The sequence below is a fragment of the Alistipes dispar genome (assembly GCF_006542685.1).
Taxonomy (GTDB): domain Bacteria; phylum Bacteroidota; class Bacteroidia; order Bacteroidales; family Rikenellaceae; genus Alistipes; species Alistipes dispar.
Window position 1 is genome coordinate 143226 of record NZ_AP019736.1, and the last position, 14538, is coordinate 157763.

The window sequence follows — 14538 nt, forward strand, 5'->3', positions numbered from 1 at the left end:
CTGATGTATGGTCGGGCTTTTTGTTGAAGTATCGTTCATGGCAAGACAGGACATAACAATGGACGCCGAATACGGTGAGGTGGAGACTTCCGGCAATATCGCCGGCAAGAGTTTCTACGACTTCCGCCTGCTCGATGCCGTCGCGGGTGCGGACAACGACACCTTCCGCTACGGAGAGATTACCGTCCCCGTCGGCTTCGTGTACACGTATAACGACGGCAAAGGGTTCCATGTCAGGATTCCCTATACGCCCGACATGCGCCGCCTGACGGTCCGTCTGGTTATGGAAAGCGGTTCGGGCGGCACGGAGTACCTGAGAAATCCTGCGACGGGCAAACATTGGTTTCCCGTCGTGGCGGAGACGGAAGCCGGCACGGCCGATATCGCCCTGGCCGCATTTTTCTCCCTCAATGAGAAGGGAGTCTACAACCTGCTGTCACGGGACGGTTACCTTGCCGTGTACAGCGGCTCAGAGACCGACTTCGAAATAGGAGCCGCCAAAGCCCAGAACGAGACGTTTCTGCTGAAAGCTTCAGCCGGAAATCTCTACCAACATTCTACGACAGGTGTCGGCCTCGTCGACTACCTGCATTCGAGTCTGGAAAACAACGGTCTTGCCGCCAAACTGCAGTCGGAATTCCTGTCGGACAAGGTCGTCATCAAGAATGCCTATATGGATTCTGCCACGGGAGAGCTGCTTTTAGAAACCGAGGAAAAGGAGGAGAACGATGGGTAAGTACAGGGTCGTAGCCGGACAGAATATCTACGATGTGGCCCTGTACCTGTACGGCAGCATCGAGGGAGTCGTGGATTTGCTCATCAACAACCCCGATCTCTCCTTCGCCACGACATTGACTGCCGGCCGGGAACTTGTCTACACGGACGATTTCGTTATCCGCGCCGATGTAGTCGCCTATAACGGGTTGCACGGCATCGTCCCCGCTAACGGTGAACGGCATGTCTATCCCAAAACGTTCACCTTGCCGCTTGCTGTCGTCCTCACGCTCGCTGCCGGGATCATCACCGTGCAGTGTGCCGTTTCCGGTGCGGGACAGCTGGAAATCGACTGGGGCGACAACAGCGACACCGAGACCGTCCTCCTCGCGGACACGCCGCAGCTGCTCACCCATACCTTCGACAACAAAGTCAGGGACAGGCGTCGTATCCGTTGGTTTACCGATGCCTGCTTCCGGAGTATCGACTGGAGCGGGCTCAAACCGCGGTCGTTGGTACTGGTGCAGACACTGCCGGTGGAGGAGCTGACGCTCACGCACGCCACACTCTCCTTGGAGAGCCTGCGGCTGCTTTCCGGAACCTACAGCCTGAACCTGTCGAATTGCGCGTTGGCCGATCTTGCACCGCTTGCCGAATGCCGGGAACTGATGACACTCGACCTCTCCGCCGCCCGACTGAAACCGACAGTCATAGATCATTACCTGACAACCCTTGTGGAACATTACGGCGACCGACGGAATTGCACGGTCATTTTACCTACAGCCCCGACGGGAACCTATCGGGAGCCGGACCGGGATACCGAAACGGGGCGCTACCGTATCGCCTCGGGCATGGAAGCCGTATGGGTCATCCTGCACGAGGAGGCCTGGAATGAGGGTGGCGCGTGGAAATTCATTATCGACGATATAACCTATACAGTGGAATGAGCCGGACGATTAAGGAGATATACAATGAAGCCGTGCAGGAACGCAACCGGCGGCTGGAACTGACGGAGTTCGCCAGCGACTCGAAGCTGTCTGTCATGAACGGTATCCTATGGACCGTAGCCGCTGTCATCTACAGTTTCGAGACGCTGCTTGATGTCTTCGCGGTGGATATCTCGGAAGCCATCAACAACCGGATCAACGGCACGCCGGACTACTACGCCAATGCGCTGCTGCAATACCAGCAGGGCGACGAGCTGACCGTCCGCGAGGACGGACTGGCTTTCGGGTATGCCCAGGTCGATGAGACCAAACGCATCATTACGCAGGTCTCCTATGTGGAGAGCACGGACGACAGCAACCTCGACAGCAAGCTGGTACTGAAAATCGCTACCGGCACGAAAGGACATCTGGAAGCTATTCCCGCCGAGGAGCTGGTGCCCATCAATGCCTATATCGGCAAGCTGAAATTCGCCGGCACACGCATCGAGGTCATCTCGACCAAAGGCGACGTGCTGGTGCCGCGTCTTACGGTCTTCTACGATGGTGCCGTTCCCGAGGCGGAGATGTACGACAGCATCGAGACCCGTATCCGGGACTACATTATGGGCATCGACTTCGACGCTGCGGTCTATGTCTCCCGCCTGACGGATGCCATACGCCGTGCCGAACACGTTACAGACGTCTATATCGACGAGACGGCAATCCCCGAGCAGGGCGTGTTTATTGCTTGCCACGATACGGACGGGCAAATCCAGCCCCTGCAACGTGTCGGCCGCATGACATACACCGCCTCGGGCTACCTGAAAGAGTCCTCGCGCAAGGACGAGGAGTCGGAACTGCCGACCTTCCGGGAAGCCATCACGCTCAAAGTCGAAAACCATGAGATATAAGCTGCCCATAGACCGTTCGGTGAACCGGCTCGTGCCGCACTACCTGTCGGGACGGCGGTTCATCCTCTTCGTGCAGAGCTGCCTCTATCCCTTGCAAAGCCTGAACGAACGGTTCCGTACGTTTGCACGGGAACGGCATATCGAGGCGCGCATGACCTCGCAGGTCATCTACTTCGAGTGGTATTTGAACTACAAATTCGGAAAGTACCTCAAAGACGACAGAGACCGTATCTTCATCCGGGAGAGCGAAAGCATCGGCGTGGATCTTTACCACGAGTATGCCCAGTACCAGCGGCCCTGTACCGTATGGTATAACGGTGAGGAGATCACGGCCACGGACGAGGCGGAACTTCCGCGTCCGTTTTACCGGCTCGCCGAAGAGAAACCAATCAACAAGGTCAGTTTCATGGTCTGCGTGCCGCCGGTCGCGATACCCGCGAGGGAGTTCGTCTACATGCTGTCGTACGTGGTGAACCGTTATAAGATTGCAGGCAAGACCTATCTGATAAAAATCGATAGTGAAGAATATGAACCCAATCACAATGCATAGAATAAGATGAAAGAATATGTAGCCGAAACCGGCGGACGTTATACCTATTCGGACGACATCCTGAACTTGCAGGAGCTTACCCTGAGCCTGAGTGCCATCTTCGACGGCTGCTCGGACTTCATCATCTCCGGATGCGAGATCGAGGGTCCCCGCGTCTCCCCGGGTTATGTCTGGCTCGGCGGAAAGGTACGCCGTTTCGACGGCTGCGCCGATGCTGTCTATCCCTATTATATATACGAAATCAACCGGCATGAATCGGTGGTCTACGCCAATGAGGTCAACAAGCGCGGGCGTACCTGTTATCTCTGTGCCGGAGCCAAGGCTGTCCCGGATACGGTCGATCCGGTTACTGACAAACTGCCGGCGGCCATCGAGGTGACGGAGAGCTATGCACCCCGGTTCATCGACAAGTTCTTCGGCCGCTATGCTGTCCTGCTCGATACACCTTTTGCCCGGCAGACCGTCAAGAAGGATCTGGTGCTGGCCGGAACGTTCACCGGGCAGAAAGAAATCAGCTCCAAGACCGCCGTCTCCGTCAGCGGCGGGAACGGCTACATGCTCAAAGGCATCGTCAAGGCGGACGGCCATGCCGCCATCGGTGCCTACCTGCACGGTCTGCTTGTCAACGAGATTGTCATCCGGACGGACGGCACGTTCAGTTTCATGAAACAAGGCAAGGAACTGGCCAGGGTTACGGAAGACGGCATATCCTGCGGTACTTCGCTGAATGAAAACGCCCGGATCGGGGCTGTCCGCATCAAGGGATACGACATCTATAACACCTCGGATGTGACGGATGAGGGTTGTATCCGTATCAATTACCACGGCACGGAGGGCGGCGGAACAAAATACCGTGACTTTGCCGTGCATGACGGAAAAGCCTGCACCACACCTGTTTTGAAAGTCATCGGGCGTACCGCCACCCTGCAGGTCGGCGGACTGCTCTCCCTGCAAAGCACCGGACGGGGTATCGATATTCAGAATACCGCCTATACGAAAGACAATGCCAGGCTGACAAACCTGATTACCTGGCGCGACAGTGCCGCCGCGCTGCTCGCCACCGTCGGCTTCGACACCGCTGACAGTTTCCGTTTTGCGCTGAGGAACGCTCTGGGCGACATCGTGCTTGCCCCTTTGGGAGCGGTGGATGTGCTCGGTACGCTTAAAATCAACGGAAAATCCGTGTCCGACACCTATGTGACCGTCAGGGCCTTTACGGAGGCGATGGGAAAGAAAGTGGATGTGGTAGAAGGCAAACAGCTCTCTACCGAAGACTTCACGACCGAATACAGGAAGAAACTGGCGGCTATCACTACCGGAGAACTGACGGAGGGCGACGAAGGTTATGTCACATCGGGAACCGTCGCGGCGGCTTTGAAAATGAAACTCTCCGCCGACGGGAACCTTTCCGATGTCATGGACAAGGCTGCCGCCCGGAAGAATATCGATGTCTATTCCAAAGCGGAAGCCGGGGAGGTATTTCTGGAAATCTCCGAAGGATTGAAGGAGCTGGTGCGCCTGACGGCGGACGAGATCAGCGGGCTGACGGCAGAGGAAGCCGCCGAACTGAAAGCAAAGCGGCAGGCGGCCGTCAGGGATACCCTCGATGCCGAAAAGAAAGGTACCGGGGAGCTGAAACTGGCCAAGACCTCGAACCTGTCCGACCTTCCGGACAAGGGCAAGGCACGCAAGAACCTCGAAGTCTATTCCACGGCCGAGATAGACCGGATGATGGACGGCAAGCTCGGGACTGACTCCGCTTACGAGGGCATTGTCTTCACACCCGAACTCAGGGACAAACTGCTGGAAATCAAGACCGGTTCGTTCGCCTACATAGATGAAGGCGGCATTTCGCACGCACAGGTCGAGGGATACGTGATGACCTCGCAGGTTGTCAGGGAACTCAAGAAAAAGGCGGAACGGCTGATGGGCGGCTACAACGCTTCCGAAAAGGATACCATCGCCACCAACCTGAACCTGTATACCAAGGCCGGGGCGGACGCCCGCTTCGCCGCGCTTGAAAACCTGTTCCAGGATTACATCGACTTTTTGACCGGGCAAGGAAAATCCCCCATGGAAGCCCGGCAGCTCCTGCGGAACAAGTTGGACGTGCTGTCCAAAGACGAAATCGTCAAGGACTACCTGCGCAAGGACGGCAAACTTTCCGACCTGTCCTTGCCGACAGCGGAGGCGAAACGGCAGGCCTGCCGCGCTATCGGAGCCGCCTATGCGGAAGAATACCAGCCCCTGCTGGCGGATACGGGATGGATGCACATGGAGAACAGCGGCTCGGGAACAGATACCCAGGGGCTGTTTATCCGCCAGATCGGGAATATCGTGTCCATACAGGGGTATATCAATACCGCACGCAGGGACGGCAGCAACTGGGGCGGCATCGTTGCCGTCATCCCGAACAAGATACAGCCCCCGAGATACAGCGTGCGCTGCAGCGCCGCTGACTGGAACGATGACCACAAGTACAACCGGGGCTCCTCGTTCACCATCTACGGCGGTTCGCGCAGGATACAGCTTTACGAGCGCGGTATGTACAATGTCAATGTAGAACTCAACTTCACCTATTTTGTATAGTCATGAAACATAAACTCAATGTAAACGGCGATATTGAAAGCCGCCGGAGGATTGCGGAGCGCAGGAACGTTCCCGTCCGTGAAACCGTACAGCAAACCATTCAACCGCAACATCATGAAACAGAAGAAAATCAGGCGGCAGCCGCAGAAGAAACCGTCTCCCCGGCAGCAGAAGCCCCGAAAGCGAGAAGACGGAAGACCGCAGGGGACGCTTAAGCGCTTTCCTTTCGACGAGACACGGATAGGCTTCATGCTCCGGTATGAGATGCCGGTAGTCTATCATCTGCTCCGCAGGTTATGCGCCACGCAGCAGCCCTTCGAGCCGGACTGGCAGGTCATACGGTCGGTGGCGGAGGCATCGAAAGACCCTTCCTGCGGCAAGGCGAAGTTCCGCCGCTACCTGGACGAGTACCGCCGGGACGGGGTCTATTGCCGGCGCGGGAAACGGCTCACGCCGGAGCGCAAAGCCTACTATGAAGGCATATGCCGCCGCAAGAGAGAAGAGTATATCCGCCGGAACCGCAGGAGGCTGCTTGCCGAAGCGCGGAACGCGCCGGGCGGCGACAGACTGCTCGGGGAGATTAAAAGCATTCTTAAAATGAAACGGTAATGCGCTGAAGGACAATGCCGGTGAGAAACATTCATGTACATGTATGGCTGTTCCGGGTAATTTGCCTAATTTTGTATTCCACGGTCGCTGCAAGACCTTTCCATATTGTCAAATGAGTATCCTCTTTCGGGATACGGTCAGCGAGACATCCTCTCCCAATTTTATCAGTTGAACGCGGACGGTGCAACCGAACCCGTCCGTCCTGTTACCAGTTTCTTTGCGATGCGGGTATACCGTGTCGCATTCTTCGGGCATTTTTAAATCCATAAAACAAAGCGTTTATGCAAGAAGAAGAAAAGAACAACGGCATGGAAGGCATGTCTGTCGAGGAAATGTTCCTCGGCGTTCAGGAATCTTATCAGGAGGCACAGTTGCGTGCCCAGGAGGAGAACAGGGCGTTCGCCCGTACGGAGTTCTTCCGCATGGACAAGTTCGGGACTTACCGTCTCCGTATCCTGCCCATCGCTCCCAATCCGGACGGCTCGCCGACACGTCCGGGCTATGAGTATCCCGTCCACCAGCTGCTTCTGGAGCTGGAGAAACCCGCTACGGGGAACAAGCCCCAGAAGATGTATGTCACTGTCACCCGCGCTACCGATGCCGGATATAGCGTTGATCCCATCGAGACTTACCGCCGCATGGCCGTCGAAGCCGCAAAAGAGGACGGGGACGACAAACTGGCGGAAAAGATTGCCGGGGGCTCGTTCGGAGGCGGTCTGAAATACAGTTACGGCCACTGTCTCTATGTATTCGACCTGGGTGAACGAGCCAAAGGCGTGCAGATGATGACCCTTTCCCATGCCCAGTTCAAGGATCTGGATGAGAGGAAGTTCAAGCTGTGGAGCAAGAAACTGGCCAAGAATCCGTCTTACCCGTGCCCGATTTCCTCGGTGTATGACGCCTATCCGGTGGAGATTGAAAAGCGCAAGAACGGAGCCAAGACCGAGTATGTCATTTCCATTGACAACGAATCGGAACCGGTACCGTTGACCAAGGAGGAGCTGACCGCCCTGATGGGTGCGCCGCGTATCCCGGAAATCATCTACCGCTACACCCGTTATCATCTGGGAGCCACCGTCGAGTTCCTCAAACAGTGCGACGGTATCTACGGCATGTCGCTCATGGAGACGGATGAAATGAAGACGGTCATCGACACGCTGGACGGTGAACTGCCCAAGGAGGATATATCCGCGTTCTCGTTCGACCGCCGTACGAAAGATAACAGAGAAAACGGGCGTGAAGGTGGAGGCATCTCGCTGGACGACCTTTTCGAACGTTATGACGAGCTTCAGCGGCAGGAACTCGGTGAGAAGACCGAGGAAGGCCAGGAGCTGCGTGCGATGATCCGCGGCTACATCGAGCAGGAAGGGCTCTCCGTGCGTGTTACACGCTCCACGAGCAACCGGGAACTACTCGACCTGATCGAAAGCGAGATGGAGGGTCCGAAGCCCAGTGACGAACCGGAGGATGTCCCCGGGGAGGAAGAAGAGCAGCCGGAGGAAACGGAAGAGCGTGCCGGGCGTCCCCGCCACCGCAGATAAGCCTTTCACAAGTTCTTGAATTCTAATCCGACGGGAGGCATCCGGGCCTCCCGTCCTAATCACAATCACTTAGTATGAAAGAGAACAAACCCTGCCTTTTGTTATTGAATGACATCCACATCTCGAAAGACAACATCCCTGCATTCCAGGCCAACTGGCAGGAGGCCATGGGAATTTGCAGGGAACGGGATATCCGGGAAGTGGTTGTCGGAGGAGACCTGTTCTTTTCCCGTGCCGCCCAGACACTCGATGTCCTGCTGGCCGTCAGGGATATGCTTGTATCCGCCGCGGACCATGACATTCATGTCACGCTGGCGGAAGGGAACCACGACAAGGTGAACCAGGAATCCCTGCGCGGATATTGTCATGTCTTCGACCGGCATCCGAATGTGACTGTCGTGGATGAGTACCTGACCCTGTGCCGCCCGGAATGGAAGTTCGCGCTCCATGTAATGAGCTATTTTCCGGAAGACGGCTCTTTTGCCGAAAGGCTCGGACGATTGGCTGCGGAAGCGCTTTCCGGAGAACCGGAGCACTTCCTCTACATCCATGAGGGTATCAACGGGGCATTGGCACAGCCTTCGGAAAAGGAACTGCCTGCCAGGATATTCTCTCCTTTCGACAAGGTCTTTGTCGGCCATTACCACAACCGTACCGTCATTCCGGGGACGGGAATCGAATATATCGGTTCCTCGCGCCAGCATAACTTCGGGGAGGACGAGGAGAAAGGATACACGGTGCTGTATACGGACGGCACGTACGAGTTTGTCAAGAACCGCGTGAACATGCGGTACCGTGTCATGGATATGCCGGCGGAACGTGCCGGGTTGCACCTGATGGACGAGCTGCGTGAAATGGAGGCCGATGGTCGCTACAAGGTCAAGGTGCGTGTCCATGCACCTGCCGCCGCGATGAAATCGGTGGACAAAGCCGCCTTGCTGGAAGCCGGAGCGGCGAAGGTAGAACTGGTTGCCGATGACGAGCAGCTGCCGGAGGCGGTATCCTCTTCGCTCTTCGAGAAATTCGACAGCCGCCGCATCCGGGAAACCTACGAGGACTTCTGCCGGGAGAAACAGATCGAGGATGTGTCGATGGGATTGGAGTATTTATCTAGAATAGAAAACAGATCATGTGGAAATTAAAGACGATAGAAGCCGAAAATCTCTGCGCCTTCCGTTCGCTGTCCTACATGCTGCGGCAAGGCGTGACGACATTGATTTTCGGCGATAACCGGGACAATGAGTCCCAGCAGTCGAACGGGGCCGGCAAGTCTGCCCTGTTGGAATGCATTGCCGTGGGTATCACGGGCAGCCCGCTTAGAAAGATACGCTCGGAGGAGATTATCAACGATGCAGCGGAAGAATGCCGTATCGCTTTGCGTTTCATCAACGATTCCGCCGCCGAGGAACTGCTCGTCAACCGCCGTATCCCGCGCAAGGGGGCTTCCTCTGTCAGCTGTACGCTTTACCGTGGCGGCAAGCAGGTGGTAACCGATGAAGCGGTACAGCCTTCGGTGGATGCCTATAACCGGTATATTCTTGACAAACTGGGTATCACACGCGACGAGCTGCTCAACAATTTCATCCTTTCCAAATACCGGTATGAGGATTTCCTCTCGTCATCGGACAAGGAGAAGAAAGAGGTCATCAACCGCTTTTCCAACGGTATTCTGGTGGATGAAGCCATCGCCAAAGTGGAGGAAGACATCGTGCCGCTCTCTGAAAAGAAACGGCAGGTGGAACTGGAACTGGCCGGGTTGGACGGGCGTATCGGGATGTTACAGGAGCAGATACGCAAGGAGGAGGAAGCCGGAGCCGAGCGGGGGCGTACCCGTGTGGAACGTATCATGGGACTGGAAACGGCCATAGCGGCCAAGAGGGAGCAGATCCGTACCGGGCACGAGAACGTGGACAGGCTTGAGGAACAGCTTGCCGGAGTGCAGCGGGCGGACGAGGCTTTGCAGGAACTGGAAGCCGGAGATACCGCATTGGAAGCATGTCTGGAAAAGATAGCGGAAATGATGTCCCTCTTTCCCGATGCCCGGCAGACGGACTGGGACAAGGTCATTGCCGAAAAGAAAGGACGGTTACAGACCGCCACAGAGCGGCTGAAGGATTGCGATGCCATCTTGAAGCAGGCGGAACAGGAACTGAAAAACAGGACTGACGGCTGGGAACAGTTCAAGAAGGAGTATGCCGCATTCTGTGAGGCATACAGGGATCAGTCCGATACGACTGCGGAGAGACTGCGGGAAATCGACATCCGTCTGCGCGACCTGTCCGGCAGCATCGAGGAACTGCGTCATAAACGGCGTATCGTTTCTGCCGGTATTGACGGCCTCTCGAACAAACTGGCCGGCTCCATCACCTGTCCTTTCTGCGGGCATGAGTTTCTGGTGGCAGAACCACAGTTCGACATCGAGGCCGGCATGAAGGAACTGAAGCTCCGTCAACGGCAGCTCACGGAAATCAACGGCCGTATCGATGAGAAGCAGGAGGAGACGGATGCCGTGGAGTTGCAGCAGAACCGGCTGAACCATGAGCGCCGGATATTGGAAGGCAGACGCACCGGATGGGAGGAGCAGCTGGCCGGGCACGAACGGGCCATCAGGAATGCCACCCGCCACGTGGAAGAGGTGGAAAGCGGGCATAAACGCATCGCTTCCGAAATTACCGCCCTGCAAAGTGAAATCGAAGGTGTCCGCCGCAAGGTATTCGACGAGGTGTTCGGATTCATAGACGAGCGCAATGCCGCACTGAACCGCGGCATACGGGTAGGCAAGGAAGATATACAGGCTGCGGCCTGCGCCATCGACACTTTGCAGGCCACGATCCGGGAGCTGGATGAGGCGGCTTCACCCGACCTCATACAATCGCTCAAGGACACTCTCCGTGAAACGCGCGGGAAGTCCAGCGAGGCGGCAGGGCGCAAGACGGCCGTCGATGCCCGGGTCCGTGCCCTGGAGATACAGCGGGAACGGTTCGTGCAGTTCAAGACCTATCTGGCCAACACGAAAATCGAGGCGCTCAGCCGTATCACCAACGAGTTCCTGCAAGACATCGGCAGCGACATCCGTATCCGCTTCGACGGGTATACCGTCCTCAAGAGTGGTAAGGTAAGGGAGAAAATCTCCATCTCACTGCTGCGCGACGGCATGGACTGCGGCTCGTTCGGCAAGTTTTCGGCAGGCGAAGCCGCCCGTGTGAATTTGGCGACCATCCTTGCCATGCAGAAACTCGTGAACAGCAACTGCGACGGGGACAAGGGACTGGATCTGCTCGTGCTGGACGAGATACTCGAGGCGGTCGATGAAGCGGGGCTGGCCTCCATGTTCGAGGCGCTGAACTCGCTCGGCGGTACCGTGCTGGTAGTCTCGCACGGGAATGTGGCTGAAGGGTATCCGCATAAACTGGTAATCGTGAAAGAGAATGGCGAATCGAGACTCGGAGAATAGCGTACTGACCCGGGAGCAGGTACTGGCGCTGGACATCGCCACGCATACCGGATACTTCTCCCTGCATGAGGCCGGGACATGGAACTTCACCGAAAGCAAACGGCGCAACGGCAACAAGATGCACGGCGCTTTCAGGACTACGCTGCTCTCGCTGCTCCGTCGTTACGGCATCCGCCGCGTCGTGGCCGAGGATGTGAGCGTGAACCGCCATTTCTACGACATGCGGCGGCTCTCGGAACTCAGGGGTATCCTGCTCGAAGTGTGCGATGAACTGGATATCCCGGAACCGGAGTTCGTCAACCCGGCTGTCCTCAAGAAATGGGCGACGGGAGACGGACACGCCACCAAGACGCAGATGGTCGCGGCCTGCAAGGACAGATACGGTATTGTCCCGGTGGATGACAATGCGGCGGATGCCTGCCACCTCTTCTACTATTACATCCGCAGGCACAGGCTGTGACAAGCCGACAACGGTTTGGATTTTTTCCGGGCGGCGGTAATGCTGCCGCCCGTTTTTTCAATTGACGCTCACGGTAGCTGACAGATTAGGACATGAGATTCATTATCAACCTTTTCAGTCAGTGGAAACGTGGAAAAGAAAGATGTGTTTATTGCGGTTCTCCAGCCTGAAGACGAATCCGCGAGACAGAGGGCGGAACTTCTCAGAAAATATGTGATGCCGCACAAGAATCTGATATACAGCATTTGTATCAAATATACCTATAACCAGGAGGACATCGAGGACAACTACCTCGAGGCGTTGGCCAACTTCTTCAAGTATATGGACAGTTATGACCCGGCCCGTCCGGTAAAGACCTGGATCTATGCCGTGACCAAACGGCTTGTGGCGGACCTGAACAACCGCAACAGGAACCGCATGCCCCCGGACGACAATATCGACATTTCGGAAATATCCTCTTCGCTGTCGGATGAGGACGAACCGTCGGGAAACAGCATGGGGATGGACAACTACCGCGAGTTCTATAACGATGACATCCTCTGGGCACTGGACCGGCTCAAACCGATTTACCGGGAAGCCCTGCTCTTGCAGCAGGCTGGTTACAAACTCGGGGAAATCATGGAAATCACCTATAACAACGGTACTTTGCAGACCAGGAACGTAGAAACGGTAAAAAGCCGCATCTTCCTAGCCAAGACGCAGCTGCGCAAACTATTGACACGCGATGGAGAGAAAAGAATGGATTGACGGATGCCGGAGGCTCTTTACACGGCTGGTCCGCACCACGGTGTGGGCGGATTTTGTGTTCCCTACCGGCGGCAAGTCGGACAGGCAGCTCGGGATGTGTTTCGACGGCTTGTGCCGGGAGGTCGTCTCCGTCAGTGCGGAACGCCTGTCCGACTTCTGTATCTGCCAGACATATGCCATTTCCGGATATGATACCGCGTATCGCAGGAAATGGAACGTCTCCCATTCATTCGGAAAGAAAGCCATCGGCCGCTATCTCCGCTCGGGAAAGGAACGCCGCTACCGGGAGGACCGGTGGCTGAAGAGTTTCGGGCTGTCACGGCATGATTTGGCGCGGGCAGTGGAAGACCGCCGCAGCCATCCGTTCGGGCGTTTTATTTATCCGGAATACGAGGAGACGACCAAGCGGCGACTGCTCTCCACCGAAGCGGGATATCTCGTCTGTGCGCTCTCCACGCTGATGTGGACGCCTTTCTCCCCGTCATGCTCAAAATGTGCGAAAGCGGAGCCATGCCGCAGAAGGACACAGGCGCGCTATCCGGAACTGTACCGTATCCGCTGTGAGGCGTGGCGGAAAAAGGAGGCGAAGCCATGAGTGCCGTCAATCCGCTCAGTGCCGAGTTCCTGTATGAACTCTATGCCACGGCGCTCAGACAGGAACCGTTGTGTGCTGTCCTAGCCCGGCATATGCGTAAGGAATACCTGCCGGACCGTTCGTTCCAGCAGGTACAGGAGGCGATAGCCGTACACTTCAAGACATACAAGACACCGCCGTCGTATGCCGTGCTGGCACAGACCTTCCATGAGGATTACGACGCCATCGAGCTGATAGACACTTTCCGGGAGTATGACGAGGGACAGAGTGCCGAGGTGATGACCGACATGCTGGAGTCCTACATCAAGGGGGTCCGGTTGCAGTCGGTCTATGCGGAGGTCGGGAAACTGTATAACGAGAACAAACAGGACAAGGCGGAGAAGACTCTTCGGGAATATGCCGAGTGGCTGGCAGGGTTCACGCTGAAGAGTTCCTCGTTCGTCGATGTGGCCGCGACTTTCAAGGAGCGTTTCGAGAGGAACCGCCGGCGCGAGGAGGAAGAGGAACGCTCGGCCGCCCCTCGTGTGTCCCGCTTCTACATCCCGTATCTGGATGCGCTCAATGCCGGACGTAACCTGCGAGGTCAGCTGACCTGTTTCCTGGCCAGCACAGGCGTGGGAAAGTCGCACATCGCCAAATGGATCGGTGTCAGGGCGGACATCGATGACGGGCTGCATGTGCTGCATTTCCAGCTGGAAGGTTCGGAAGAAGAGGCGTTGAACGCCTATTCCGGCGGACTGATTTCCAGGAACGCCTACTATTACGAGCGGGGAAAGATTTCGGATACGGAGATGAGACATCTGGAAAAACTGGTCGCCTCGTATGCCGGAAGCATCACGGTGCGCAGTTACCCGCGTTTCAATGCCCAGGTCTCGACACTCGACATCAAGAACGGCATTTCGGAATACAGGAAGCTCAAAGGATATAATCCGGACATCGTGATTGTGGATTCGATGGACTTGCTGACGGATGCCAACCGCCGTTCATGGGGAGCCGACCATGAACGGGCGAAGCGTATCGCGGTGGCTAATGACCTGAAGGACCTGGCGGCGGACGAAAAGGTATGGATGGTGGTGACTTACCAGTCTACCATCGAAGACCGGGAGTGGCTGAATGACGAGCGGAACGTGCTGACCGAGTACAACTGTTCGGAGGCCAAAGGTCTGGCCCGCCCGTGCACGCACCTTGTTTCGCTCAACCAGTCATCGGCTGAAAGAAAGGAGAACGTTATGCGCCTGCACGTGGCCAAAAGCCGGTTCTTCAAGAAAGGAGACACTATCAGGATTGCCACCGACTACGACAATGAGGTGTTCTATGACGGGCAGAGGACACTGAATCTGAACAGGGAATAAAAAGCCATCGATCCGGATGCGGCGTGTCGGTGGCTTTTTGACTTGTAACGACTGGAATGTTGAGAATATATGGCAGCTTACATGCGTAAA

At 56.4% G+C, this 14538-nt stretch carries 14 protein-coding genes; all 14 read left to right on the forward strand.

Features of this window, described 5'->3' with window-relative positions; genetic code table 11:
• Window positions 1-58 precede the first annotated feature (58 nt).
• The 14 genes from FME97_RS00805 to FME97_RS00865 all read left to right on the forward strand — a co-directional run bounded on the left by FME97_RS00805 (window position 59) and on the right by FME97_RS00865 (window position 14448).
• A complete protein-coding gene (locus tag FME97_RS00805; protein WP_004293576.1) occupies window positions 59-736 on the forward strand; it encodes a hypothetical protein in 678 nt (225 codons plus the stop codon).
• Window positions 729-1661 carry a hypothetical protein gene (locus FME97_RS00810; protein WP_004293575.1) on the forward strand — a complete coding sequence of 311 codons (933 nt, stop codon included), beginning with the start codon at window positions 729-731 and terminating at the stop codon, window positions 1659-1661. Before FME97_RS00805 ends, FME97_RS00810 begins: the two co-directional genes overlap by 8 nt.
• Window positions 1658-2551: a hypothetical protein gene (locus FME97_RS00815; RefSeq protein WP_004293574.1), complete on the forward strand. Its 894-nt coding sequence runs from the start codon at window positions 1658-1660 to the stop codon at window positions 2549-2551. The genes FME97_RS00810 and FME97_RS00815 overlap by 4 nt, the downstream gene beginning before the upstream one ends.
• Complete coding sequence (locus tag FME97_RS00820) at window positions 2541-3101, forward strand: hypothetical protein (RefSeq protein ID WP_117974423.1); 561 nt, start codon at window positions 2541-2543, stop codon at window positions 3099-3101. Before FME97_RS00815 ends, FME97_RS00820 begins: the two co-directional genes overlap by 11 nt.
• Before the next feature lie 6 nt (window positions 3102-3107).
• Window positions 3108-5690 carry a hypothetical protein gene (locus tag FME97_RS00825; RefSeq protein ID WP_117974425.1) on the forward strand — a complete coding sequence of 861 codons (2583 nt, stop codon included), beginning with the start codon at window positions 3108-3110 and terminating at the stop codon, window positions 5688-5690.
• Between the two features lie 2 nt (window positions 5691-5692).
• A complete protein-coding gene (locus FME97_RS12485) occupies window positions 5693-5905 on the forward strand; it encodes a hypothetical protein (protein WP_191835317.1) in 213 nt (70 codons plus the stop codon).
• Window positions 5906-5939: 34 nt separating this feature from the next.
• Complete coding sequence (locus tag FME97_RS12490; RefSeq protein WP_224241394.1) at window positions 5940-6299, forward strand: hypothetical protein; 360 nt, start codon at window positions 5940-5942, stop codon at window positions 6297-6299.
• 281 nt (window positions 6300-6580) lie between these two features.
• On the forward strand, window positions 6581-7840 hold the full coding sequence (locus FME97_RS00835) for a hypothetical protein (protein ID WP_004293566.1): 1260 nt from the start codon (window positions 6581-6583) through the stop codon (window positions 7838-7840).
• Between the two features lie 74 nt (window positions 7841-7914).
• Window positions 7915-8982, forward strand: a complete 1068-nt coding sequence (locus FME97_RS00840; RefSeq protein ID WP_004293565.1) for a metallophosphoesterase family protein — start codon at window positions 7915-7917, stop codon at window positions 8980-8982.
• The gene (locus tag FME97_RS00845; RefSeq protein WP_117974427.1) at window positions 8970-11294 is read left to right on the forward strand and encodes an AAA family ATPase; all 2325 of its coding nucleotides are present in this window, start codon (window positions 8970-8972) and stop codon (window positions 11292-11294) included. Before FME97_RS00840 ends, FME97_RS00845 begins: the two co-directional genes overlap by 13 nt.
• The gene (locus FME97_RS00850; RefSeq protein ID WP_004293563.1) at window positions 11269-11754 is read left to right on the forward strand and encodes a crossover junction endodeoxyribonuclease RuvC; all 486 of its coding nucleotides are present in this window, start codon (window positions 11269-11271) and stop codon (window positions 11752-11754) included. The genes FME97_RS00845 and FME97_RS00850 overlap by 26 nt, the downstream gene beginning before the upstream one ends.
• Before the next feature lie 144 nt (window positions 11755-11898).
• Window positions 11899-12501, forward strand: coding sequence for an RNA polymerase sigma factor (locus tag FME97_RS00855; protein WP_004322848.1), 603 nt, complete (start codon window positions 11899-11901; stop codon window positions 12499-12501).
• Window positions 12479-13096, forward strand: a complete 618-nt coding sequence (locus FME97_RS00860) for a hypothetical protein (protein WP_008672745.1) — start codon at window positions 12479-12481, stop codon at window positions 13094-13096. Before FME97_RS00855 ends, FME97_RS00860 begins: the two co-directional genes overlap by 23 nt.
• On the forward strand, window positions 13093-14448 hold the full coding sequence (locus FME97_RS00865) for a DnaB-like helicase C-terminal domain-containing protein (RefSeq protein WP_004293560.1): 1356 nt from the start codon (window positions 13093-13095) through the stop codon (window positions 14446-14448). Before FME97_RS00860 ends, FME97_RS00865 begins: the two co-directional genes overlap by 4 nt.
• Window positions 14449-14538: the final 90 nt, after the last annotated feature.